Annotated in this window: 24 protein-coding genes; 12 read left to right on the top strand and 12 right to left on the bottom strand. The window is 62.9% G+C overall.

Annotated features, from left to right (window positions below; genetic code table 11):
- Positions 1-537: 537 nt before the first annotated feature.
- Entirely contained in the window at positions 538-1041 is a 504-nt protein-coding gene (locus RS897_RS23355) for a hypothetical protein (protein ID WP_315831092.1), read from the bottom strand.
- A gap of 79 nt (positions 1042-1120) precedes the next feature.
- Positions 1121-1549 carry a hypothetical protein gene (locus RS897_RS23350; protein ID WP_315831091.1) on the bottom strand — a complete coding sequence of 143 codons (429 nt, stop codon included), beginning with the start codon at positions 1547-1549 and terminating at the stop codon, positions 1121-1123.
- A gap of 108 nt (positions 1550-1657) precedes the next feature.
- Here RS897_RS23350 and RS897_RS23345 point away from each other — a divergent pair, with 108 nt between their 5' ends.
- Positions 1658-2140: a hypothetical protein gene (locus RS897_RS23345; protein ID WP_315831090.1), complete on the top strand. Its 483-nt coding sequence runs from the start codon at positions 1658-1660 to the stop codon at positions 2138-2140.
- Positions 2141-2191: 51 nt separating this feature from the next.
- Here the strand turns inward: RS897_RS23345 and RS897_RS23340 are convergent, their stop codons facing one another.
- A complete protein-coding gene (locus tag RS897_RS23340) occupies positions 2192-4342 on the bottom strand; it encodes a portal protein (RefSeq protein ID WP_315831089.1) in 2151 nt (716 codons plus the stop codon).
- 263 nt (positions 4343-4605) lie between these two features.
- Between RS897_RS23340 and RS897_RS23335 the strand changes: the two genes are divergently transcribed.
- On the top strand, positions 4606-4986 hold the full coding sequence (locus RS897_RS23335; RefSeq protein ID WP_315831088.1) for a hypothetical protein: 381 nt from the start codon (positions 4606-4608) through the stop codon (positions 4984-4986).
- A gap of 58 nt (positions 4987-5044) precedes the next feature.
- Here RS897_RS23335 and RS897_RS23330 read toward each other — a convergent pair whose 3' ends face one another.
- Positions 5045-6286, bottom strand: a complete 1242-nt coding sequence (locus RS897_RS23330) for a hypothetical protein (RefSeq protein WP_315831087.1) — start codon at positions 6284-6286, stop codon at positions 5045-5047.
- Positions 6287-6618: 332 nt separating this feature from the next.
- On the opposite strand from RS897_RS23330, the gene RS897_RS23325 reads away from it, so the two are divergent.
- Together RS897_RS23325 and RS897_RS23320 are read left to right on the top strand one after the other, a co-directional pair.
- A complete protein-coding gene (locus RS897_RS23325) occupies positions 6619-6936 on the top strand; it encodes a hypothetical protein (protein ID WP_315831086.1) in 318 nt (105 codons plus the stop codon).
- A gap of 87 nt (positions 6937-7023) precedes the next feature.
- Entirely contained in the window at positions 7024-7335 is a 312-nt protein-coding gene (locus tag RS897_RS23320; RefSeq protein WP_315831085.1) for a hypothetical protein, read from the top strand.
- Positions 7336-7369: 34 nt separating this feature from the next.
- On the opposite strand, the gene RS897_RS23315 is transcribed toward RS897_RS23320, so the two are convergent.
- The 3 genes from RS897_RS23315 to RS897_RS23305 form a co-directional block, all read right to left on the bottom strand.
- The gene (locus RS897_RS23315) at positions 7370-8632 is read right to left on the bottom strand and encodes a hypothetical protein (RefSeq protein ID WP_315831084.1); all 1263 of its coding nucleotides are present in this window, start codon (positions 8630-8632) and stop codon (positions 7370-7372) included.
- 343 nt (positions 8633-8975) lie between these two features.
- Positions 8976-9119 carry a hypothetical protein gene (locus RS897_RS23310; protein ID WP_315831083.1) on the bottom strand — a complete coding sequence of 48 codons (144 nt, stop codon included), beginning with the start codon at positions 9117-9119 and terminating at the stop codon, positions 8976-8978.
- Positions 9120-9307: 188 nt separating this feature from the next.
- A complete protein-coding gene (locus RS897_RS23305) occupies positions 9308-10930 on the bottom strand; it encodes a terminase large subunit (protein ID WP_315831082.1) in 1623 nt (540 codons plus the stop codon).
- Positions 10931-11078: 148 nt separating this feature from the next.
- On the opposite strand from RS897_RS23305, the gene RS897_RS23300 reads away from it, so the two are divergent.
- The 3 genes from RS897_RS23300 to RS897_RS23290 all read left to right on the top strand — a co-directional run bounded on the left by RS897_RS23300 (position 11079) and on the right by RS897_RS23290 (position 13192).
- Positions 11079-11387, top strand: coding sequence for a hypothetical protein (locus tag RS897_RS23300; protein WP_315831081.1), 309 nt, complete (start codon positions 11079-11081; stop codon positions 11385-11387).
- 143 nt (positions 11388-11530) lie between these two features.
- On the top strand, positions 11531-12052 hold the full coding sequence (locus tag RS897_RS23295) for a hypothetical protein (protein ID WP_315831080.1): 522 nt from the start codon (positions 11531-11533) through the stop codon (positions 12050-12052).
- Between the two features lie 186 nt (positions 12053-12238).
- On the top strand, positions 12239-13192 hold the full coding sequence (locus RS897_RS23290) for an LON peptidase substrate-binding domain-containing protein (RefSeq protein ID WP_315831079.1): 954 nt from the start codon (positions 12239-12241) through the stop codon (positions 13190-13192).
- Positions 13193-13213: 21 nt separating this feature from the next.
- Here RS897_RS23290 and RS897_RS23285 read toward each other — a convergent pair whose 3' ends face one another.
- The gene (locus tag RS897_RS23285; RefSeq protein ID WP_315831078.1) at positions 13214-14044 is read right to left on the bottom strand and encodes a terminase small subunit-like protein; all 831 of its coding nucleotides are present in this window, start codon (positions 14042-14044) and stop codon (positions 13214-13216) included.
- Between the two features lie 362 nt (positions 14045-14406).
- Between RS897_RS23285 and RS897_RS23280 the strand changes: the two genes are divergently transcribed.
- A complete protein-coding gene (locus tag RS897_RS23280; protein ID WP_315831077.1) occupies positions 14407-16260 on the top strand; it encodes an outer membrane protein assembly factor BamB family protein in 1854 nt (617 codons plus the stop codon).
- Between the two features lie 770 nt (positions 16261-17030).
- Here the strand turns inward: RS897_RS23280 and RS897_RS23275 are convergent.
- Positions 17031-17432 (bottom strand): MerR family transcriptional regulator, encoded by a 402-nt coding sequence (locus RS897_RS23275; RefSeq protein ID WP_315831076.1) that lies wholly within the window; start codon positions 17430-17432, stop codon positions 17031-17033.
- 96 nt (positions 17433-17528) lie between these two features.
- Here RS897_RS23275 and RS897_RS23270 point away from each other — a divergent pair, with 96 nt between their 5' ends.
- Positions 17529-18179, top strand: a complete 651-nt coding sequence (locus RS897_RS23270; protein ID WP_315831075.1) for a cation efflux transmembrane domain-containing protein — start codon at positions 17529-17531, stop codon at positions 18177-18179.
- A gap of 12 nt (positions 18180-18191) precedes the next feature.
- Here the strand turns inward: RS897_RS23270 and RS897_RS23265 are convergent, their stop codons facing one another.
- Both RS897_RS23265 and RS897_RS23260 read right to left on the bottom strand, forming a co-directional pair.
- Complete coding sequence (locus RS897_RS23265) at positions 18192-18515, bottom strand: YnfA family protein (protein ID WP_315831074.1); 324 nt, start codon at positions 18513-18515, stop codon at positions 18192-18194.
- 150 nt (positions 18516-18665) lie between these two features.
- Entirely contained in the window at positions 18666-19295 is a 630-nt protein-coding gene (locus RS897_RS23260; RefSeq protein WP_315831073.1) for a LysR family transcriptional regulator, read from the bottom strand.
- 163 nt (positions 19296-19458) lie between these two features.
- On the opposite strand from RS897_RS23260, the gene RS897_RS23255 reads away from it, so the two are divergent.
- Complete coding sequence (locus RS897_RS23255; protein WP_315831072.1) at positions 19459-20343, top strand: VOC family protein; 885 nt, start codon at positions 19459-19461, stop codon at positions 20341-20343.
- A 1-nt stretch (position 20344) separates the two neighbouring features.
- Complete coding sequence (locus RS897_RS23250; protein WP_315831071.1) at positions 20345-21130, top strand: hypothetical protein; 786 nt, start codon at positions 20345-20347, stop codon at positions 21128-21130.
- A gap of 151 nt (positions 21131-21281) precedes the next feature.
- On the opposite strand, the gene RS897_RS23245 is transcribed toward RS897_RS23250, so the two are convergent.
- On the bottom strand, positions 21282-21575 hold the full coding sequence (locus RS897_RS23245; RefSeq protein ID WP_315831070.1) for a hypothetical protein: 294 nt from the start codon (positions 21573-21575) through the stop codon (positions 21282-21284).
- A 461-nt stretch (positions 21576-22036) separates the two neighbouring features.
- Between RS897_RS23245 and RS897_RS23240 the strand changes: the two genes are divergently transcribed.
- Positions 22037-22555, top strand: a complete 519-nt coding sequence (locus tag RS897_RS23240; protein WP_315831069.1) for a GNAT family N-acetyltransferase — start codon at positions 22037-22039, stop codon at positions 22553-22555.
- Positions 22556-22767: the final 212 nt, after the last annotated feature.

Here is a 22767-nt window from a genome sequence, read left to right as displayed (position 1 = left end):
TGCCGTCGATGGCTATGCAAGCATCATCGCGGCGATTGAATTTGGACGCTCAGTGTTGACGCCCGAATATCGTCGCGATGCCGACTCAAAGCCGGATTCCACGCGGCGATATCAGACGAACCCGCCCCAGTGCCAGGCTGTAAAAGCCCAGAAAGTCGGCCAAACAGTCCATCCCCCGATCAAAAGTCCGAGCAGACATAAACCGGCTGACCAAAGTCGCAAGCCGGCTGTTCGCAAAATTATTCCGACGAGTCCGATGTGCACGAGAATGTAGACAAGCAGGCCCCACCATTTCGTTTTCGGAATCCAGAACTCGCCCAGCTGATTCAAACCCAAAATGGACCAGACGATGAAAATAAGGCAGAGCACCCAGAGGCGCCTGTTGGCGGGCTGACGCAATTCACTCTTGTGTAGAGCCACCTCGGACAATCTCCGCGCTGAACTGACGGATGAACGTGCTTGCGTCAGAATGCTGGAACAAATCACGAATCATGTCAACATGACGCAGCTAACGTCAGGCGGACGCGTCATTCTACGTCACGAGCCGAACCACCCTTTTGCCCAGCCGCGAAACTGTTCCGTTTCATCTTCCGTGCCAGGCTGCGGCGGCCTCGGCCAATCTTTCGGCGACCTCGGTAACGCATTCAGTTCGTCGATAAGAACTTTATCGCATGCGCGGATTTTTTGGGGATCGCTGCCCGCTGCATCGTAACAGAGATCATGCCGCATATAGCTTTCGTCCCCGCTGTCGACCGGGGGCAGCGACCCATTCGGCCGGCCCGGAGGCGCGTATTGTCCGCCGCTCCAGTATTTCCCACCCCAGTTGCCATTGGTAGGCCCGGCCCATATCGAACGCCCCCCGTCCCGATTGATCAACCGTGTCGCGCCCACCGGCACGAACCCGAACGGCGGCGGATAACCGTTCGGCCCGCCGCGGATGTCGTCGGATGACCCCACCGCAGGGGCAAGTTGCCCCCGAACGTCGTCAGGCCACCGAACCGCGCTCGGCGGCGCATTGAGCAAACCATAGAGGACGCGCATGAGACTTCTCCTTTCGTGAGTAATGAATCGTTGCGGATAAGCGCCAACGATGCCGCGGACAGCGAACGCCCGCGCGATGCTAAGCCAGCGTAAACACGCCGCCCGCCTGGTCGAGGTCGACCGTGAAGCTGTTGCCTGCGGTGATGGTGATCGCGGTGCCGTAGTTCCACCATGCGATCAGCGGCTTCAGCGGGCTCGTCGGCGTATCGTTGTAGAGCACCGCATACTGGAACGGCCCGAACGACGCTGTCGTCGCGGTAAACGTCGCGTCCGACACCACGAGCTTGTAGGTGCCGCTGGTCTGCGCCGATACGGATTGTGCGACTTGCAGACCACCGGCCGGATAGCCATTACCCGCCGCGATCTCGGTCAGATCGGCCTTGACCGAATTGGTGGACACCGGCGCCAAGCTGTTCACCAGCATGATCTTGAGTGTATCGCTTTGCAGGTTGTGCACCTTTTCGGCGAGATTTTCGACGAAGATGTCGAACTTGTTGTAGACGGCCATTGTTTGCTCCTGTCAGGTTCGCTGCCACGCATGGGCGTTGATTGTCATGACTCTGCTCTTCACTCGTCGATCGACGTTGTCGGTGCATGACCAGCAGGCTCACCACGCATGATCGGAAATGCATTGCTGATGCATTTTGCATCGCGTGACGGCCGTGAGATGAACCGCGGCAAGGATTCGGCAGACACAGTTACAAACTGTAACCGGAGCCGCAGCCGCAGACACCGCCGTGTATTTTTGCCGCCTTGGAAAATAATGGCGCCGAACGACCGGCGTGCCGCGCATTGCGGCAACCATGCGCACTGGCGTCACGCCGGCCTCGGCGGTCGTCAGCAGTTGAACAGAAACGCGCAGCTGAACAGCATCGCGAGCTTCACAAGGCACATCGCTCCGAGTGTCCCGAACACGATGTTGAAGATATCGAGGCCGAAAATATCCACGGTGCAGCACCTTTCCTTCGCACAGCGGTCATATCATTCCTCGAAAGTCGCGCGTGGCCGCACCACCACCCGTCCACAGCACCGCGCCGCCACGGCTAACGAGTTCTGCATGGCATCGATCAAATGCAAATCAAACACGGATGGCATTTGAGGTGAGCTGACGCGCAAAACGACAAGCGGCTGATTTTGCTGCCCGCTTCTTTCAGTTCATCCGCATCGGCACCACTGCGGTGATCTCCCCGGTCTGCGGATCGCGCACGATCTGCTTCGGCGTGTTGAGGGTGTCGGCGAGTGTCTTCATCTCGTTGCGCATTTCGTCGATGACGGACATCACCAGCGCCACCCCTTCGCTGCCACCGGTTACCGGCAGACCGTCGGGGCCGAGCGGCGGCGGCGTGGCCAGCATGTCGGCGAGGTTGTCGGCCTGGGCCTTGCGCAGCTTGATCGCGGTCTCGGCCTCGGCCTCGCGGGTGAGATTGGCGATCTTGGCATCCGTCAGCGCCTTCTGGTTGACGATGTCGGATTGAGTCTTCAGCGTGGTTTGCTGCAGCTGGGCCTTGATCAGCTCGACGGTGGGATCCGGCGGCGGTTGCTGCGGCGCCGCCTGCTGACTCTGGGTCACGCTGTCGGAGATGTCCTTCTGGGCCGAAGTCGGCAGCGGCGAATATTTCAGCAGCGCCAGCCATGTCGCCGGCGGCAGCATGGTGCCGATCACCGGCAGCAATTGCTGCAGCATCGACCATGTCGCCTCCTTCTGGTTCGGCGAAGTCGGCGCCTCGTCCACGATCACGTCGTAGGACGCCGTGCCCGGCTGGCGGATCAGCGGCACATATTGCTCCTGCTCCTGGCCAACGATGCGGATCAGCCGGCCGTCGGACAGATAGTTCTCGATCAGGTACAGCAGCAGCCGCCCCTGCTCCTTGCGATAACGCCGCAGGCTGTCGAACAGCGGCTGCAGGATGGTCATCGCCGATTGCTTGCGCTGCATGTCCAGGCTCGCCGCCTGGCTGGCGCCGGCCTGCATCCCCAGGATCTCGACATTGACGCCGGAGACGTCGCGGATCGAGGAGATCGCGAACTGCATCAGCTGGAACGACGACGAGGGAAATTCCGACTGCGGCTTCTGGGTGTATTTCGGCGCGGTGCCGGAGAGCGCGCCTTGCCTGGCCCAGGTGATGGCATCCTGCCGCGCCCAGGTGGCTTCGGCATCCGCATCGTTCTCGAAGAAGCCGCGTTCGGCCAGGATGCCGCCCTTGGCGGAGGTGTTCATGATGTGCATGGTCTGCGACATCCATTTGTTGGCCCACCGCTGTGGATCCTTCATGGCGCGCACAAGGCCGTACCAGGTGTTGGCATTGCGGTCCCGCTTGCCGGTGATGCACTTGAAGGAAAAGTGCTCGCGGCACGGCGCCTCGCCGATCTCGAGCAGGATGTTGCCGAGAAACGCCTGCTTGTAGGTCTTACGGGTTTGTTTGGTGAAACGCAGCTCGGCGCCGACGAGTTTCGCTTTCGCCTGCAGGTCGTCGAACGCCGGCTTGTCCAGTGTCAGGATGTTGTCCGGATTGGTCGGGTCGAGCACCAGATACACCGGCACCCGCTCCCACCACTGGGCGCGGACCATGGTAACGCAGGTGTCGTCGCCGGCGCCCGGGTCGCCGCCCGCGCCGGTCTCGTCCTTGTCGTAAAAGGTGTTGTCGACATGGCGCGGCTCCTTGTCGTCGCGGCTGTCGACCCAGGTGGCGTTGTAGTCCGCATCCTCGAAATCGTCACCGGGGCACAGCGCGCGCGCCTCGGCAATCGGGATATCGCGGCGGATGTGAAAGACACGGCGCATGTCGACCAGGTTGCGCTTCGTGGCAGCCGAGTCCCACACCATCTGCAGGGGATCGCAGCGCTCGATCGCCGGCGCGCCTTCCGGCGTGTCCTCATAGTCGAGGCGGGTCTCGGTCCAGCCCATGCCGCAGATGATGGTGTCGCGAAAGGCGTCGGACTCCTCGTCCTCGGCATCGCACTGATCGCGGAACCACTTGGCCGCCGACGTCAACACCTCGTTGACCTGCACGTCGCCCTGCGAACGCGGAATGAAACGCACCTCCTGGCGGTTGGCGACTTCGGAGCCGGCCACGCTGTCGATCACCGGCTCGATCCGGTTCATCACGATGATCGGCCGGTTCATCTCGCGCAGCCGCGCCTTGTCCTCGTCGGACAGCTGCTCGCCGGCAGTGAAGGCGAAATCCTCCCGCGCCTTGCGCCGCCAGCCGCTCTCGGTTTCCTGGTCTTGCAGAAACCAGCCCTTCAGGCGCCGGAACAGCGCGTCGGTGTCGGCGATCGGGTTGTCGTGCTCGTCAGTCATGCGGCCTCGCAGACATGCGCCAACCCGCCCGCCGCGCCGGTTCACGCAGCTGGAAAGGTCGGCTCTTCGTTGATGAATGGAAGGAGAGTTACGGTGCGCAATTCGTCAGGAGGTCAGACGGGACGCATTGCTATCAACATTGGTCGTACTGCATCGCTGCTAGATGAGACGCCGAAAGCGCGATCGCTTGAGCGCACTGCACCATCACCAGTTCTTGATGTTTGAAAGCCGATGGCGCAACCACGAGCGGGACCGACAGCTGCTTGCGGCTGAAAACGCCGAAACCTATCTTCGTTGTTGAAACTTCGGACGAGTTGCAGCTTTCGGCGCGGGATCGGAAGATGACATACAGGCATGGCCGGATCGTCGGTTGGAGCAAAGGCGCGGTCATCGTGCTCTGGTTTTTTGCGACGCCGTTCCCGTTCTTCTACGGCCTCGGATCGTTTTTCTCACAGGGCGAAGCGTCGCATACTTCGACCGAACTGTTATACGTCCTGTTTTTCTTTGGAACCTGGCTCTGGTCGCTTTACTGGATTTACACCGCACTCTTCAAGCTGGCTGAAGCCCGTTGGCCACGCGCCCGCGAGATCAAGCAAGTCATCGATCTGTTTCTGACCTGTCTTTTTTCTGCACCTCTGCCTTGATCATGTGCTGTGATGGCGGCGCTTCTTACATGAAGAGTCGCTCGGCAACATTGAACTATTACGGCGACAGCTTCTGGCCAATGTGGCGCGCAAGGCGGTAAGCACCGCGCGCCAGGAGCCCTCCCTGAACCATCGCCTCCGGATAATATCGTGAGATTCCAGTCAAATCTTCAAACGGCTGTGACAGAGCGGTCCGCACGGCCGCGTTTCTCGGTGAGTAGACGTAATTTGCCCCACCCAAGACCATATTGCCCACCCCCTTGGCAAAGGTCCATGGCTCATCCATCCTTTTTGCCTGGTCCACACCGCGCCAAAACTGTTCTTGCGCCTCCCGATTCATTCTGAGGTAAGTCTCAGGATAGTAGGTGATTGGACTAAGCAGCCGCTGGACCGCAGATTGTCTCTGACGTTCCGAGTAACCGTGATCGGCAGGTTCAGGCTGCAATGACGCCTCTTTTGCGCGTTTTGCGCCTTCAACGACGGTGTCGATAGCAATATCCAACGGCCCTCGTTCGGTGAACGGACGCCGGAACGGAGCGAGAGTTTCCGTATTCGCCTCCAGCGACGGATCGAAATTCAACGAGCCCGGCCCGGCAAACCCGAACGGCGCGGCGCCTGCATAGAACTTGCCGCCGCGGACGATGCGCTCACGCTGGGTCGGCACATAGGGCTCCGTATCCAGCGCGCGTTGCGTCTGCGCGGCATAGTGCGGATCGAGGCCGTAGCCTCCGTCCGCGCTTCTCGTGAGGTTGACGCCCGCGAACTGGTCGGTGCTGTCTTGCGGCAGTCCAAGGCTTTCACGGGACGAATCCCGGGCGGCCCAGCGGGATCGGCGTTCAACTTCCGAACGCGGGTTGAGATAGCCGGGCCCCAGATTATCACCGCCGTCGGGCCGCGGGATGAAGCCCGGCCGGCGGCGCATCGCATCGTCGTCGGTTTGCGGCGGGAAGTACGGCGGATCCGGAAACACCGATGCGCTGCGCGCGGACATCGCCTGGGACATGGGTTGGACAACTTGCCCCCGGGAAAAGTTAGCCGGAGGAAGCCTGGTATCGACCACGGGAATCTCAGTCAGAGACGACAACGGCGCATTGGGGATGACGGTTGGGCGGCCGCAGGCCTGCAACGTCGCGTGCACCACGTCGCTATCCCGCGCATAGGCCGCCGTCATCGCCTGCTGCGGCGGCACGCCCTGGGCCGTCAAGGCATAGAACAGATCGCGCGGGGACGCGGTGTCCGGCGCGAGGCGCGCGAAAGCATCATCGGTGTCGAATGCGCTGTCGTCCGGTCGATAGGGCATGAGGGCCTCACTGGGATGCGTCGACCCGCCCGCCGCGTCGGTTCACGCGGTGGGGCAGATCGGCTCGTCGTCGATGAATGGAAAGGGAATTACCGCTTGCAATTCGTCAGGAGGTCAGGACGCATTGCTATCGACATTGTCGCACTCGCATTGCCGCGGGGCGCGGCGCCGAAAGCGCGGTCGCTTGAGCGCACCGCACCATCACCAGTTCTTGATGTTTGAAAGCCGATGGCGCAGCGGCGGACGGGCGTGCTGCCGCTTGCGGCTGGAAACGCCAAAACTTATTTCAATCGTGATGACACAAGTAGCAGCTTTTGGCGGGGGATCGGAAGATGACGCACGCGCAGAGTCAGATCGTCGGCTGGGCTAAAGGGACGGTTATCGTACTCTGGTTTTTCTCGGCGCCATTTCTTTTCGTCTATGGCTCCATATTGATGGGCATGCCAAGCGGAAAGCAGATTTCTCTGACCGAGTTGTTGTATGGTCTATTCTTTGTCGGAACCTGGTTCTGGTCGTTTTACTGGGTCTACGGCGCGCTCTTCAGGCTGGCCGAGGCGCGCTGGCCGAAGAACGCTCTCCGGGTGCGCCAACTCAAAGAGACCACCGACATGATCTTGAGGTTTTTGATCTTTGCGCCATGGGGCAAATGAGAACGTTGCCGGACATGACAAAGCATCGTCGCGACAAGATGTGGCAAAGCCTCAGACAAGCTGCGGCTTTCGGCGCGGAATCGGAACATGACATATAGGCATGAGCGAATCGTCGGCTGGACAACACTCACTATCATCGTGCTCTGGTTTTTTGCGGCCCCGTTTCTTTTCTTCTACGGCATGAAACTGCTTCACGAACCGGGCGAGCAGTTGTCCTTGACCGAGCTGCTGTACAGCATATTTTTCTTTGGCACGTGGGGCTGGTCAGCCTTCGTGGTTTACGTCGCGTTCTTCGCGATGACTATTCCACGCTGGCCGTGGACGCGCAAACTCGCGGAGATCATCGCCTACATCGTCATCATTTTGATTTTTGCCTTCATGGGGCAGTCTTATAGCTGACACGTCGGTCCGAAGGACCTCGGCATCTCAGCCATCATCGCGACAAGAGGCCGCGTATCACACGTGGAACGCCAGCGATGAGACCGGGGATGCTGGCAATGACACCGGGGACAGCGGCAATGGTTCTCGCTGCCGACGCTCCTCGGACCCCACTCTCCAGAATTTCCCTGGGAAGCCCGACGACATCTTCCAACGGTTGTGTCACTTCAGTCCGCAAAGCCGCGGACACCGGCGACAGCGCAGCATCCCATAAGCCCATTCCGAAGTTGCCTACACCTTCAGCCCGTGTCCAGGGATCATCAGAATTCCTGAACTGATCCCACCCGCGAGACATCTGCTCTCGCCCCTCCCGACCTATTCGTAAGGCCGTTTCGAAATATTCGTCGGACGTACTGCGGCTCCCTAGCGCGGACCTTCGTTGGCGCTCCGAGCGCCCGTGATCCGCGGCCTCAGGCTGCAACGATGCCTGGTAAGCCGGACTTTCCACATAGGCTTTCGCCAAGGCGTCCAACGGCCCTCGTTCGGTGAACGGACGCCGGAACGGAGCGAGAGTTTCCGTATTCGCCTCCAGCGACGGATCGAAATTCAAAGACCCCGGCCCGGCAAACCCGAACGGCGCGGCGCCTGCATAGAACTTGCCGCCGCGAACGATGCGCTCACGCTGGGTCGGCACATAGGGCTCCGTATCCAGCGCGCGTTGCGTCTGCGCCGCATAGTGCGGATCGAGACCGTAACCTCCATCCGCGCCTCTACCGAGATTGACGCCCGCGAACTGGTCGGTGCTGTCCGGCGGCAGTCCCAGGCTTTCACGGGACGAATCCCGGGCGGCCCAGCGGGATCGGCGTTCGACTTCCGAACGCGGGTTGAGATAGCCGGGCCCCAGATTATCTCCGCCGTCAGCGCGCGGGATGAAGCCCGGCCGGCGGCGCATCGCATCGTCGTCGGTTTGCGGCGGGAAGTACGGCGGATCTGGAAACACTGATGCGCCGCGCGCAGACGTCGGTTGGACAACTTGCCCCCTCGAAAAGTCGGCCGGGGGAAGCCTGGTATCGACCACGGGAATCTCAGTCAGGGACGACAACGGCGCGTTGGGGATGACGGTTGGGCGGCCGTAGGCCTGCAACGTCGCGTGCAGCACGTCGCTGTCCCGCGCATAGGCCGCCGTCATCGCCTGCTGCGGCGGCACGCCCTGCGCCGTCAGAGCATAGAACAAGTCGCGCGGGGATGCGGTGTCCGGCGCGAGACGCGCAAAGGAGTCATCGGTGTCGAATGCGCTGTCGTCCGGTCGATAGGGCATGAGGGCCTCGCTGGGTTGCGCCAAAGCATCCGGCCGCGTCGGACAACGCGTGTCGGATGGCTAGGCTCTGGTTTTCGGTGAAGGAAAAGAGGAAGCGCCGAAGGCGAATGGTCACGGGATGCTCGCACCCCATCCCGGATATCGCGCAGGAAGCGCTCATCCGGGCGACTGCGCCGGAACGTGAAAGGCGCCGCAGTGTGCGGCACGACGAAAAGATAACGGAGAAATAGAATTACAGAGCTGAGGGCATCGATCTCAAGACACGAAAGATCGTGGCAGCCGGCACACGATCACCACGTCACACCATCAATCGGTGCGTCATGCCGGCATCAACGCGGCGGCATCAGGATGCGTGCGTCCATCGACCCGCGTGCGGGAAATGCGTCTGCGTCTGCGACTGCTGTTGATAGCCGACAAACACGCGCCACAGCACGAAGGCAGCATTCAGCGCCAGCCATCCGCACCCAATATAAAGCAGTGTCGTCATCGCCGTTGTCCCGTTGGCCCTTACCCGATGACGTGCTTAGCGCGATTCTGCTCCTGTTGCGGCGCACTGATTCGCGGAGTGCAATGCGGTAATCCACTTAATTTCAAGGGCGTTGTAGCAAAGCAACATTGCAGACATGCACGGACACGATGGGAACACAATCCCGCCCCTCCCTGATCAAATTTTGCTCACGCCGACTCCCATGACTCGCCTTTGCGCAGCGGGCGGCGATAGCGGTCACGCGGCGCAACAAGCGATTGTTCGACATAACCTTGAGCAAAGGTGCGGAACGCGTCCGCGCCATGCGAGGCCCAATTGTGCAGCGGGCGGTCGCGGAAGGTGCCGCGATCGTCGTCCCATTGCTTGCGGTAGTTGCGCAGGCACTTCAGTCCGCGCTCGCACCGCACCGGATCGATCACCGCGCGGCTGAGCATGCGGCGCACGGCGTTGATCCCGTCATTGATGTTGTGCACCCGCGGCACCGCCACTGGCGTCACGCCGAGGCCCACCAGGGTATCGAACCGGCTGCGGCCGTTGCTCAATTCATTGCTGGTGACATCGTGTGGAAAGTAATGATCGCCATAGATGAAGCCGTGCTGCTCGCGCCGCCGGTTCAACTCGCCGACATAATGCTCCAGCCCGTGGCCCGAGTTCTCGTAATAGTCGATCAGGCGGATCTCGAGGCCCGCCACCTGGATGAACCAGATGGTGTTGGCATCGTTGAAGCCCAGGTCCCACGCCGTCATCACCGGAATGGCCGGATCGATCGGGATCCGCGTCAGCCGCCGGTCGAGCTCCATCCGCGCCAATTGCTCCGAATAATAGGCGCCTTCGATCGCGGCCTCGAACGCTTCATCCGGCGTCGAGGGAAACTCGCGCACCATGTCGCCCTGCTGCTGCTCGGACTTCTTGACATACCAGGCGCGCTGCTCATCCGTCAGTTGGATGCCGCAGCCTTCCAGCCGCGTGAAATAGGCCGCGTAGGACGGCGGGATCGCCACGGTGTTCGCGGGCAGCACATAACGCTCGTCCTCCCACCAGGGCGAAAAGTGAAACTTGAAATCCATCGGCGTCAGCAGGTCGCCGGAGTTCCTGCGGCTGCGCGCCGCCTGGCACAGTTCGAAGAAATGCCCGTCCTGCCCCTCCGCCGTGCTTTCGATGAACACGATCTGCTCCTTGTCCACGGTGTTGAGCGCGCCGGAGCGCACCTCGCGGGCCTTGTCGGGAAACTTCGCGCAGATCTTGCCGTATTCGGAGACGTGCAGGTATTGCAGCGTGCCGGACCGCAGCGAGGTGCCGACCCGGATGCCGGAATTGTTGCCGAGCAAAAGCTCGCTGGCGTTATCGTTGATCACGGGCGCCGCGGCCTTCAGCCCCTCCGGCAGGTTGTCATAGGGATAACGCACCTTGTCGCGAAAGATCACCTGCGCATCGGCCAGCGTGTGCGCAATGGTGCCGGCGCGGATGTTCGAGTTGAACACGCAGGCATCGAGCATCAGAAGCTGGATGAAAGTCGTGAAGCCGCGCTGGCGCGCTTTGAGGATGATGTTCTGATTGTGCATACCCTCGAACAACGCCTCTTGTGCGGTGTTCATGCGAAAGGGAATCCGGCGGCCGTCCTTGTCGGTGATGACGTAGAGATTGTTCAGCCGCCAGCGCGGATCGGAATAGGCGTCAACGCCTGCGCCCCATGCGCCTTCCCAGGCCGGGGCGTTTTCCGCGGCGATGGAGGCATCCGTGTCGGTCGCTGATGTGGGGCCGGTCGATGTGTCTTGGATCGATGTGTCTTGGATCGAAGTGTCTTGGGTCAATGTGATGCGCCATCGATCGCTGAAGCATGTGTCACGCGAAGGTGAGACGCGCGCGCGGCCGCACGGCGCTCAGCGCACGCGGACGTGTTGGAACGAGAGCCAGAGCTGCGGCGTTGCCCCGCAAACTTCGATCACCCTGGAGAGTCCTATGCATCGTTCCGCCCTCAATCATCGCTTCGCTCTCGCGGCACTGGTTCTCGCTGCTGTTGTCGGCGCGACGGCCAGCGCCAGCGCGGCCGGCGAACACCGCGCCGCGCGCAATCCCGCACTTCTCGACGCCCCATCCGCGGTTCCCGTGGTGGTCACACCGCCGATCGGCATCAACACCAGCGGCCACAACCAGCCCGGCGTGCCCAACACCTCGACCCCCGGCATCATCGGCACCGGCGCCCAGCCGAGCGGACTGGTGGGCGACAGCCGGACGGCGCCGGGCTTTCCGGCCGTCGGCCAGCGATAGGCTCGGCGCTCGCTTCATCAACGCCAACCTGTTTATGCTCCATAAATAGTCCATTCAGGCCCTTAGGAGCCAATGATGGACCATAGAGTGTCCCGGTTACGGGTTACGAAGATTTCACAACCGGGAAACAGGACACCTGACGCATGGGTTATTCGCTGGCCGAGCTCGACACCATCCAGGCGCGGTGGGAGCTTCGTTTCCCGCCGGATCTGATCGAGCTGTTGCAGCGGCAGCGTGTGCTGCTGGACGGCCCTTCCGCGTTCGACTGGATTAACAGCGATCCCGACACCATCCGCGACCGGCTGGCCTGGCCATTCCTGAGCTTCTGGTTCGATGTGCAGCACAATGAGGTGTGGTGGCCGGAATGGGGTGACAAGCCCGCGGCGGCGGATGCGCAGCGCAGACGGCTTCAGGAGATTTTCGCATCAGCGCCAAAGCTGATCCCGCTGTTCGGCCATCGCTACCTGCCGGCGGAGCCCTGTGAACGCGGCAATCCCGTGCTCTCGGTGTATCAGACCGACGTCATTTGTTATGGCGCCGATCTCGCCGACTGGATGGAGCGGGAGCGCGGCGGCTACACCATCAAACCATGGCCGCCGATCAGGGAGATCGCGTTCTGGTCGGAAGCGTTGCGGAAGAACAACGCGATGCCGACCTCTGCTTGATCCGCGCCCGCCTCTCGGCCGGCGATTGACACCTGATCGTCTTTGCGTCAGCCTTTGGCTTGGTTGATACGACCTGCCGGTTGCGCCCCCCATGGGGAATGGTGAACGTATCGAGGTGTCTCGGCTTTTCCCTTTGCCCGAGCGACCGGGTCAGCAACGCAACCACCTGACAAGCCTGGTTCGCTCATGCAGAGGACGACACCGATGCGCGATTTTCGCGATGCCAAGGCTATGGCGCGCACCCTGCGCGACAACCTGAACGCCAAGTCCATCACCATCAGCCACAGCGAGAGCCTGGAGCTGGTCTCCAGAATGCTCGGCCTGGCCGACTGGAACACCTTGTCAGCGCAGCTCCAAGGCGGGCGGCCTGCAACCGATACGGCGAGTTACCCCGCCGTGCCGCTGCGAGACCTCGTTCCCTTCCCGACAACAAACTTCCCGACGCTGTTCGTGGGACGTGAGAAGAGCAAGCACGCGCTCGGGCATGCCCTGGAACGTTTGCGGGAAGTTGTGCTGGTGACCCAGAGGGATGGCGAGGTCGACGATCCCGGAATTGACGATGTTCATGAGGTCGGAGTGCTTGCCAGGGTGGTCGAACTCTGGCGCGTGGACCTTGGCGAACATGGCCACCTGAAGGTGCAGGTCCAGACGCACCGGCGCGTCACCGTCAGGCGTTTCTTCGACGACAACGGCGCGTACCGAGCCGAAGTCACCGATATCCGCGAGGGACCGATTCCCGAAGCACCTTTTCTGATCAAAAAAGCCGCCGCGCGGTTTGAAAGCTACGCCGCGGCGCGCGGACTTCAGAAGACCTGGCTCGATCGCATGCGAGAGCCGGGACGGGTCGCCGAGATCATTGCCGCGCAGGTGGAGCGACGAACCGGCGCCAGGCGGTTCGAGAGCTATGTGACGGCGCCCGAGCTTCAAAACGCGGGCGAACTTTCGAAGGCTTCGCAGCAGAAGATCTGGCCGCAACTCGATCGCATGCGCGATCCCGGGCGGGTGGCCGATATCATTGCTATGCATGTCGCTCTGCCGATCAGCGACAAGCAAAGCTTGCTGGCCACCCTCGATCCCGTGGCACGGCTGGAGCGGGTCTATGCCCTGATGGACAACATTCCGCAGGAGGCAGGTTCATAACACCGGGCCACGCTTTCTCGCTCACTTGCGATTGGGCAGGCCGCGCGAGCGGCCGTCGACGGCCTTGAGCAGATCGGCCCAGCTGTGGCCGGCCTCATCGGCGGCGGTCACATCCAGTTCGTCGCCATAGGTCTTCGGCAGCATGCGCCCCAACAGCCAGCGCCGGGTTTCGACCCGCAGCCGCGCGCGCGTGATCGCCTCCTGATCGGCGACAAGCGTGACCTCGCCGTTCGCCTTGCGCCGCTCCACAAAATCGTTCCGGCTATCGTCGGCGATATCAAGCATTTCGTCAGCGAGGGTCTCATAGCCGAATTGGCGGGCCTGCCGGTAACGCGCGCCAAACCCCTTGCGATCGTCGTGCGCCCACAGCCGCACGGAGGCCTCATCCGGCATGCCCGCGTCGTGGCAGATATCGGTCAGGGAGCGGCCGGCGCTGAGTTCGCGGCAAATCGCGTCGGCGAGTTCGACCGAATAGACCGTCGGCCTGCCGATCTTGCGCACGGCGTGGTACTGCGCGGCGAAACCATCGCGATCGGTCTGCGCCCAGGTCTGCACCACCCGCACCGAGGGCATGCCCTGGTCCTGGCAGACGTCTGTCACGGTGCGCCCCTTCGCCAGTTCTTCGCAAACCCTGTTGGCGCGCTCGGGCGAGTATCCCGCCTTCGGCGCTGCCGCCCGCGCATCCGCATACTTCGCGGCAAAGCCGTCGCGATTGACCCGCGCCCAGCTCCGCACCGTGCCTGCTCTCGGCATATCAGGCGCACGGCAGATCTCTTTCAGCGTGCGGCCCTTGACCAGTTCCGCGCAGATCCAGTCAGCCAATTCGGGCGTGTAGGACAAGGCCCTGCTCATGTGAGACCCCCCTCCCTGGTTCAGATGCGCGTGGCATAAAAATCGGACAATAAAAATCCCGCCACCAGGTTCTGGAAGCGGGTTTCAACGACAACTCTTGCGACCGTGCCTAAGTTCGTCGATTCCTCGTTACGGCGCAAGCGGGGAAAAACGAAAGGTGTGGCAAAGTCGGCAACGCCTACGCTAGCGAGTAGCCCGGGTGAGCAAAGCGATACCCGGGTTCTGCGCGCTGACCCGTTCCCGGATGTCGCTGGCGCTCATCCGGGCTACCTTGATTTATTCCGATCAATCCGTTGACGACAACCGTTTGGGTTGTGTTACGCTCGCCTCAAGCCTCGCCACTGCACTGTACCGGTTTCGCCATGAAATTGAACGCTGCCACCGTTGGCCTGCTGCTTTCCTGCTTTCTCGCCTGCCCTCCCGCGCTCGCGCAGCAGAACGGCGACGCGCTTTACACTCAGCATTGCGCCCAGTGCCATGATGCGGGCGATCCGCAGAGCCGGACGCCCAGTCGGAGCGCGCTTCGCGCGATGTCGTTCGAACATGTGCTTGTAGCAATCACATCGGGCAGCATGGCCGCGATGGCCAGGGAGCGGACGGACGACGAACGCAAGGCGATCGCCGCCTTCGTCACCGGCAAGAGCGGGACTGATCAGACTGCGGCCGGCACCGGACCGGGCGGCGCTTGCGCGCCGGATGCACGCGTGTCCGCGGGCGCGCTCGACGGTCCCCGCTGGAATGGCTGGGGCGCCGATCTCAGCAACAGCCGCTTCCAGCCGGCGGCCATGGCAGGGCTGTCGGCAGACCAGGTGCCGCGGCTGAAGCTGACATGGGCGTTCGGCTTTCCCGGCGTACCCGCCGCCAATGCGCAGCCGACCGTGATCGGGCGCGTGCTGTTTGTCGGCGGCGCCGACGGCAAGGTGCGCGCGCTGGACGCCAGACGTGGATGCACGCTGTGGACTTACACGAGCGAAGCGCCAGTGCGCACGTCCCTCACCTTCGGTGCGCTCGCAGGCAGCGATCAGGCCGCGGTGTTTTTCGGCGATGTGCGGACCAATGCCTATGCGCTGAACGCGGTGACGGGCGCGCTGATCTGGAAGGTCAAGGTCGAGGACCATCCCGCCGCCCGCATCACCGGGGCGCCGGCGCTGTGGTCCGGCAGGCTTTACGTGCCCGTGTCCTCGATCGAGGAAGCGACGGGATCGCGCCCGACCTACCCATGCTGCACATTTCGCGGCAGCGTGGTGGCGCTGGAGGCCGCGACCGGCGCCGTAAGCTGGAAATCCTACACCATCGCCGATGCGCCGCATCCGACCACCACCAATGCCGCGGGCACGCAACTGTATGGCCCGTCCGGCGCGTCGGTGTGGTCCGCACCGACCATCGATGTGTTGCGCCAGGCGCTCTATGTCGCCACCGGCAATTCCTATTCAAATCCGCCCGCGGACACCAGCGACGCCGTCATTGCGTTCGACCTGGCAACCGGCCGGATGCTCTGGCACCGGCAGGCCACCCCCAACGACAGTTTCGTGGTGGCGTGCTTCATGCCCGACCGGACCAACTGTCCGCAGAACAATGGCCCCGACGTCGACTTCGGCCAATCCCCGATCCTGGCGAATTTGCCCGACGGACACCGCATACTGGTGATCGGCCAGAAATCCGGTGTCGTGCATGCATTCGATCCGGACCAGGAGGGCAAAGTGCTGTGGCAGACGCGTGTGGGCAAGGGCGGCTCGCTGGGCGGCATGGAGTGGGGCTCCACCGCGGATGCGGAGCATGTGTATGTGGCGAACTCGGACGTGCGTTTCGTGAGCGGCGCTCCGCTGCGTCTCAATCCGAATGCCGGCGGCGGCCTGTTCGGGCTCAATCTCTCCGATGGCAAGATCGCCATGCAAGTGGCGCCGGTGGCGTGCGGCGAGCGCGACCGCTGCAGCCCCGCCCTCTCCGCCGCGATCACCTCGATTCCCGGCGTGGTGTTCTCCGGCGGCGTCAGCGGCTTCCTGCGCGCTTACGCGAGCAAGGACGGGCGACTGCTGTGGGAGTTCGACACCGCGCGCGACTACGACACGGTGAATGGCGTGCCCGCGCACGGCGGCGCCATCGACGGCCCCGGCCCGGTGATCGTGGACGGCATGCTCTACGTCAATTCCGGTTACGGACAGTGGGCCGGCGTGCCCGGCAATGTGCTGCTGGCGTTCGAGGTGGGGCAGCCCTGACGGCGCGTGGCCGCCAACAAAAACCCGCCACCGGTTTTCCGGAAGCGGGTTGCGACGCCAACTCTTGCGACTGTGCCCAATTTCGTCGATTCCGCGTTACGGCGCAAGCGGTCGAAAACGAAAGCTGTGGCAAACATGAAAATCGAATTCTCATTTCGTCACGCGCGCCCTGCTGTGCTCTGATCTGTATCTGATCTGTATCTGCTCTGGGGCGTGACGGTCACGGCGGCGTCACGCAGCATGGACCGTTTCGCGGGCGTGACGTCAACCGTTGCATCGCGCCGATGCCACGTGACGCGAAGGGTGCGCGCCGATTGATCCTGTTTGAAAAAATCGGACGAGACCGATCGCGACGCGAAATCGCTTCGCCGGGACACGTGATGCGCGCGCATCCCGTCTCACGTTCGAGCATCACCGCGGTTCGTGGCGGAGCGTGGCGGCATGTTCGCAACACGTGTCGCGTTGCGAAGAAACCGCGACCGCTTCGGCCACCGGAACAGCCCGCGCGCCGTGGCACGAGCGGCAAGGAGAGCCAGGAAAAGCGATCGAACACGCATCGCCGGCCACGCCAATCGGAGCCGCGACCGAAACGAAAGCGGAACGGGTTTTTGCAAACCCGTCGGCGTTATCTGTGTGAAAACGCGGATGGAATAAGCATCGGCCGAGCAAGGATTCGCCTCGCGCGGTTAGCCACGTTTTCCACGGCCGGCCCGCACAATCTTCGCCGAATGAGTGGATGCGGCCTCATTCGCCCGATCTCTCCCGATTCCTCAAACGGTCGCGATGGCCTCGATGATCCTGCATTCGGCCACGCGCCCACCGGCGCAGCAGGCGAGCATCCGCTGCAACTCCTGCCGCATCGCGTTGAGGCGGACTATCCTGGCTTCGATCTCGACGAGATGCGCGCGGGTGAGCGCATCGATGCGCTGGCAGGAGCGATCGGGCTGGTCCTGCAGGTCCAGCATGGCGCGGATGGCCTCGATCTCGAAGCCGAGTTCGCGGGCGTGGCGGATGAATCCGAGGCGGCCGATATCGTCCTTGCCGTAGCAGCGGCGATTGCCGTCCGTGCGCGGCGGCGCGGGCAACAAGCCGATCTGCTCGTAATACCGAATGGTCGGAATCTTGATGCCGCTCTGCCGGGCGGCCTCTCCAATGCTCAGTTTGTCAGTCATGCCTTTTCCGTCGTGGCGATGAATCCGCTTGCTCCTCTAGTCACCAGAGGATGCACCCTGCGTCTGGAAAAGTCGAAGGTTTTGGAGAATTCGCCGATGCCCGCTTGCGCCCACGACGATTGCTGTGCTCCCGCGCCCACGGCACTGGACAGCCCGGCCTGGCGGCGCGCGCTCTGGATTGCGCTCGCGGTCAACGCCACCCTGTTTGTGGCCGAGATCGCCGCAGGCCTGGCGGCGGGCTCCTCGGCGCTGCAAGCCGACGCGCTGGATTTTCTCGGCGACAGCGCCAACTACGCCATCAGCCTTGGTGTGGCGGGAATGACGATGGCCTGGCGGGCCCGCGCGGCCTTGCTGAAGGGGCTGACCCTGATCGGGCTCGGCGTGTGGATCCTCGGCACCGCGGCTGTTCATGCCTGGCTCGGCACGCTGCCACGCGCGGAGGTGATGGGTTTCGTCGGCGTTGTCGCGCTCGTTGCCAACGGCGCCGTGGCCGTTTTGCTCTATCGTTTTCGAACCGGCGACGCCAACATGCGCTCGGTCTGGATCTGCTCGCGCAACGACGCCATCGGCAACGTCGCTGTTCTGCTCGCGGCCGGCGGCGTGTTCGGGACCGGGACGGGGTTGCCGGATGTGATCGTTGCCGCTGTCATGGCCGGGCTCGGACTCTCGGGCGGCTGGACCATCGTCCGTCATGCACGGGACGACCTGCGCGAGGCGTCACGCAGCGGAGCGCGCGCCGCGGCCTGAATCCCGGATCTGCTACCCGCGCGGCCCCCACAGGATGACGGCCGCACCGATCAGGCACAGCGACGCGCCCGCGATGTCCCAGCGATCCGGAGCGGTGCTCTCGACCAGCCACAGCCAGACCAGCGAGGCGACGATGTAGATGCCGCCATACGTGGCATAGGCGCGCCCGGCCGCATCGGTCGGAACCAATGTCAGCAGATACGCAAACAGGATGAGCGCGAGCAGGCCCGGCAGCAGCCAGGCGATGGGTTTGCCGAGACGCAACCAGCCCCAGAACGCAAAGCAGCCCGCGATTTCGGCGAATGCAGCGCCGATGTAGATCACAGCAGTTTTCATGACGCGAACGTCTCACAGCGTTCGCTGCCGTTCAAGACGGTGTGGCGCAAGCGCAAAACGGATAGATCACCACAAGCGGCAGCACGCAGATTGCGATCCAGTGTGTATAGGGGCTCAAAAAGATCAGCAGCTTCCTGCTTCCCGGTCGCCTCAACGTCCGATGCTGCCGACCAGACGTGGGCGGCGGTGGTTTGCGAGCGAGTTCTCGGCCGGCAGCGCGCGCAGCCATTCGCGGAAGCTGACGACCTCGGGACAATCCGCGGTGCCTTCAGGCGCAATCAGCCAATCACCCAGACCTGATCCCTCATAAACCCGGTCGCAGCGATAGCCCGGATGGTGGCCAAGACCGCGGGCGATCAGCAGGTCGACCTTGCCCTCGACCAGCTCGTGCAAGCCGGCGGGGTACAGCACCCGCAAACCGATGTCCGCATGCGCGCCGCGAAACTCCGCCAACGCGAGGCGGCGCAGGTCGAATCCGCCATGGACCCCCAGTTGCAGCAGCACCGCACCGGCCGGTTTCAATTGCGAGGTCGCGTCCGCAATACGACGAAAACCATCGGATATCCCGGGCAGATAGGCCTGACCGGCCGCGGTCAGGATCAGCTGCTTATGCAGCCGCTCGAACAGGCGCACGCCGAGGCGCGCCTCCAGCGCTTTCACCTGCTGCCCCACGGCGGCGGGCGTCACGTGCAGTTCGTGCGCGGCCAGCTTGAAGCTGAGATGCCGGGCGGCGGCTTCGAATGCGCGAAGCGCGTTGAGAGGCGGAAGGGTGTAGGTCATCTGGAGCCTGTCGTCGGGCCGCGCTTTGCGCGGACCCGTTGGCAGTTTGACACCGACAGGCCGTAGCCTTGCAATAGATTTTCTAGTGCTTGACCGCAGCAACCATGCTTTGCGCCGGCCTGGCGGCTCCGGTTACGGTCGGTTCGCAACATCCGGAGATCTCATGCCTCACCACCTCGGGTCTTGCCGCCTCGATCATCTCGTCATCTGTGTCCACGATCTGGCGCGGGCCGCGTCGGACTGGCAAACGCTCGGCTTCACCCTGACGCCAACCGGCGTCCATCCCTTTGGAACCAGCAACCGCCTGGCGATGTTCGGCAATAATTTTCTGGAATTGCTGGCCGTCACCGACGTTGCGGCCGTGCAGCCCGCCGCGCCCGGCCGATTCAGCTTCGCCGCCCACAACCAGACTTTCCTTGAGACAGCCGAGGGTATGTCGATGCTGGCCTTGCACAGCACCGACGCCCATGCCGATGCGGCGCGCTTCAAAACGGCTCACATCGGCGCTTATGCGCCGTTCGACTTCGGCCGTGACGCGGTGCTGCCGGGCGGCGGCACGGCGCGCGTTGCGTTTTCACTGGCCTTTGCCACCGATGCCGCGATGCCCGGGATCGCCTTCTTCACCTGCCAGCAACGTCATCCGCCGGAGCTGTTCTGGAAGGCGGACTATCAGCACCACGCCAACGGCGCGTTGCGCGTGATCGAGGTCGTGATGTCGGCGTCGGAGCCCGCGCAACATCGCGCCTTCCTCGAGCGTCTTACGCAGAGCCAAGCCGAGCTCGAGCCCGGACGGCTGACGGTCGGCCAGCGCGGCGACCGGATCACAGTGCTCGGCCCGTCCAACATGGCGCGCCGGCTGCCGGGTTGCGCCACGGAGGGTTCGCCGCGCTTCTGTGCGGCGCGCGTGGCGGTCACCGATCTCGATGCGACCAGACGGGTTTTGGCCCATAACGCTGTCGCATTCGAGGTCATCGACACCGCATTGCTGATTGCGCCCGCTGCATCGCATGGCCTGGCGCTGGAGTTCGTCGAACAGGAGACAATCTGAGATGGCCAACCTCACCCGTCATCTGGCCCGGATTGAGCCCGGCAACCGCCTCGTGGTGCTGGCACGGACGATCCAGGCGCCGGATCCCGAAGCGGAAACCGCGCTCAAGGACAGCGCCGTCAACTGGGCGCGCTTCGGCGACACATGCCTCGGGCAGGCGCTCTATCGGCATCGCAGTGTTTCTCGCAACACTGCGGACGCGCCGGTGTGGAGCCATCTCGAACTCAGCTACTTTCGCGACCTGGTTCCTGCCGACGTCATCCTTGAGCTCGTGGTCAGGCGGCAACCACCGGAGATGCACTTGCTTCGCGCGGAGATTCTTCTGACCACCCCTTCATCCTTCATCCTGCCGCGCGACTGGCAGGGCTCGGCCGATCGGCCCGAACGGCAGGCGTCGCTGGAATATATCGACGTGCAATCGAGATATCTGCGCGACTACAGGGACGTCATGAGGGACTATTGCGGCCCTGCCGCCGCGAAGCTCGTGCGGGCGAACAGGATCGGGACGTTCCGGGCAATGGAGACGGCGGCGGTGCTCTACCGTGACCCGGCGCTGACAATCGACTGGAATCAGATTCATCTGTGCGAGCTGGATGCCGACGGCTTCAACGGGTTCGGCCGGGAGTTCGAGGCCGCACTCCGGGAGGATTCGCAGGACGCCGCAGGCTTTGCGGCTGATATCTTCGCCGGCCTCGACCGCATACGCACGGTCCCTCGCTGGACCTTCAACGATCCCGTGGTGGAGGCAGACATGGCGCTCGGGCGGGAAGGCACGATGGAACCATGAGCAGACCCCGGCCCGGATCGGACGTGTGACCGAACCCGTCAAAGCCGCCGGCATCCGCAACGTCTCCGCGAAGGCTCCCCTGAGGCCTACGCTGAGATCGACGCAGCAATGGCCATGACGCGCTAACTTCCGTTTCTCCGGATTGCACTGGCTAAAGCGAGACGACGAAGCCGAGAAAGACGGCAAAGCCACCGACGATCCACCAGAACAGCAAACGTTCGTTGGCGATGGCGCGTTCGCGGTAGTGCTGCCCCGTCGCATTGAACAAGGCAGGATCGCGCCGGAAGGTCGACCGGGGCCACCGCAGCCTCCAATCCCAAAAGCTCACACCGGGAGCCAGGTTGGCGAGCATGTGCAGGCCGAGGTAATTTTGCCGCCCCGACAGGCCGAGTGCGCCGAGACACCAGACGGCGATCGCCCCATAGGCGATGTGAGACCAAGTCACTTTTCAAACCAAGTCCACTTTTGGAAAACTCACTGCTGGAAAAGCCACTGTTGGAAAGTCAGTGTTGGAAAACGTCGCGGTTAGATCACGTCTCGCAGCCCGCCCGCATCGCGGGACGCGCTCGAACCACGACCGATCAGCTTCCCATATGGGAGAACCGATCCCGTCGCATCTCCCATATGCGAGAGGCGCGCCGTTCCCGACGCGGGAGGTGGACCACTGCGATGTCGCATCGCGCATCAAGCGCCGGCCCGTTCAGCGGCGCGGCCCCTCGAACAAGTGCCTAATCGCTTCATCGGCGGCTGTGCGCGCCTCGGCATTCGTCGGCGCATGACCCCTCGGCAGCCGCGGTTGGTCCTGCCGCCTCGTATCTCCTCGGGATGAGAATCATGTTTGTATATGACGCAGTCGCACCAGCCCACCCGACGCGATATAGTCTTGCCGATCACGAGCAAGCGCCGATGAGCAACGAGGACATGCATTCAGAGCGTGAATTTCCAGTCATCCAGCGTTTGCGTCCGCACCACGTGAACGGCGCAAAAGCACTGATACGCGACGTCTGGCGGGAGAATTTTGAGGCTCACCCGGACGTATTTGTCCGGGACTTTCTCCTCCTGCCGCACGCTCTGGACGACATCGATCGGGCGGCAGGGGAAACCGGCATCGGCGGTCTTTTCCTGGTCCAGGAGATGCGAGGCTGTGTTGTCGCAACCGGCGCCATCCGTGGCATCTCGGACGACGAGTGCGAGCTCTCGCGGATGTTTGTTGCGACGGCGTGGCGGAAACGCGGGCTTGCAACGGCGCTCGCGAGGCATCTGCTTGATGACGCACGTTCCCGGAATTTCAAGGCCGTTCGTCTGATGAGCAATGCACAACTCGCCGCATCGCATCGGCTGTATCATGGGCTCGGCTTTCGCGCGTGTCCGAGCTGGGACCCGCAGGATGAAGGCCGTTCCATCAGCATGCGGCTGCGGTTCTAGTGTCCCGAATTCGAAGTTCGTGATACGTCGCAGCGCTCTCTGACACGAACTTCGGATGCATCAGGGGCACTAGCAAACCTATGATTCTAGCACCGCTTTTCGATCTGAAGGTCCTGGAACGAGTTTGCGGCAAATGGTGCAGGAACTTCAGATCGGCGGTACTAGCCAAGCCACACGTGCGTCGTCAGCCAGACTGTCACCCGCGTGGATAT

Source organism: Bradyrhizobium prioriisuperbiae (assembly GCF_032397745.1).
GTDB lineage: Bacteria > Pseudomonadota > Alphaproteobacteria > Rhizobiales > Xanthobacteraceae > Bradyrhizobium_A > Bradyrhizobium_A prioriisuperbiae.
This window is presented reverse-complemented; position numbering and strand designations above follow the sequence as displayed.

Excerpts from the sequence above, each read along its gene's own strand:
- RS897_RS23355 (WP_315831092.1), bottom strand. The coding sequence starts at position 1,041 with ATGCGCGTCCTCTATGGTTTGCTCAATGCGCCGCCGAGCGCGGTTCGG.
- RS897_RS23350 (WP_315831091.1), bottom strand. The coding sequence starts at position 1,549 with ATGGCCGTCTACAACAAGTTCGACATCTTCGTCGAAAATCTCGCCGAA.
- RS897_RS23345 (WP_315831090.1), top strand. The coding sequence starts at position 1,658 with ATGATCGGAAATGCATTGCTGATGCATTTTGCATCGCGTGACGGCCGT.
- RS897_RS23340 (WP_315831089.1), bottom strand. The coding sequence starts at position 4,342 with ATGACTGACGAGCACGACAACCCGATCGCCGACACCGACGCGCTGTTC.
- RS897_RS23330 (WP_315831087.1), bottom strand. The coding sequence starts at position 6,286 with ATGCCCTATCGACCGGACGACAGCGCATTCGACACCGATGATGCTTTC.
- RS897_RS23325 (WP_315831086.1), top strand. The coding sequence starts at position 6,619 with ATGACGCACGCGCAGAGTCAGATCGTCGGCTGGGCTAAAGGGACGGTT.
- RS897_RS23320 (WP_315831085.1), top strand. The coding sequence starts at position 7,024 with ATGACATATAGGCATGAGCGAATCGTCGGCTGGACAACACTCACTATC.
- RS897_RS23315 (WP_315831084.1), bottom strand. The coding sequence starts at position 8,632 with ATGCCCTATCGACCGGACGACAGCGCATTCGACACCGATGACTCCTTT.
- RS897_RS23310 (WP_315831083.1), bottom strand. The coding sequence starts at position 9,119 with ATGACGACACTGCTTTATATTGGGTGCGGATGGCTGGCGCTGAATGCT.
- RS897_RS23300 (WP_315831081.1), top strand. The coding sequence starts at position 11,079 with ATGCATCGTTCCGCCCTCAATCATCGCTTCGCTCTCGCGGCACTGGTT.
- RS897_RS23295 (WP_315831080.1), top strand. The coding sequence starts at position 11,531 with ATGGGTTATTCGCTGGCCGAGCTCGACACCATCCAGGCGCGGTGGGAG.
- RS897_RS23290 (WP_315831079.1), top strand. The coding sequence starts at position 12,239 with ATGCAGAGGACGACACCGATGCGCGATTTTCGCGATGCCAAGGCTATG.
- RS897_RS23285 (WP_315831078.1), bottom strand. The coding sequence starts at position 14,044 with ATGAGCAGGGCCTTGTCCTACACGCCCGAATTGGCTGACTGGATCTGC.
- RS897_RS23280 (WP_315831077.1), top strand. The coding sequence starts at position 14,407 with ATGAAATTGAACGCTGCCACCGTTGGCCTGCTGCTTTCCTGCTTTCTC.
- RS897_RS23275 (WP_315831076.1), bottom strand. The coding sequence starts at position 17,432 with ATGACTGACAAACTGAGCATTGGAGAGGCCGCCCGGCAGAGCGGCATC.
- RS897_RS23270 (WP_315831075.1), top strand. The coding sequence starts at position 17,529 with ATGCCCGCTTGCGCCCACGACGATTGCTGTGCTCCCGCGCCCACGGCA.
- RS897_RS23265 (WP_315831074.1), bottom strand. The coding sequence starts at position 18,515 with ATGAAAACTGCTGTGATCTACATCGGCGCTGCATTCGCCGAAATCGCG.
- RS897_RS23260 (WP_315831073.1), bottom strand. The coding sequence starts at position 19,295 with ATGACCTACACCCTTCCGCCTCTCAACGCGCTTCGCGCATTCGAAGCC.
- RS897_RS23255 (WP_315831072.1), top strand. The coding sequence starts at position 19,459 with ATGCCTCACCACCTCGGGTCTTGCCGCCTCGATCATCTCGTCATCTGT.
- RS897_RS23250 (WP_315831071.1), top strand. The coding sequence starts at position 20,345 with ATGGCCAACCTCACCCGTCATCTGGCCCGGATTGAGCCCGGCAACCGC.
- RS897_RS23240 (WP_315831069.1), top strand. The coding sequence starts at position 22,037 with ATGAGCAACGAGGACATGCATTCAGAGCGTGAATTTCCAGTCATCCAG.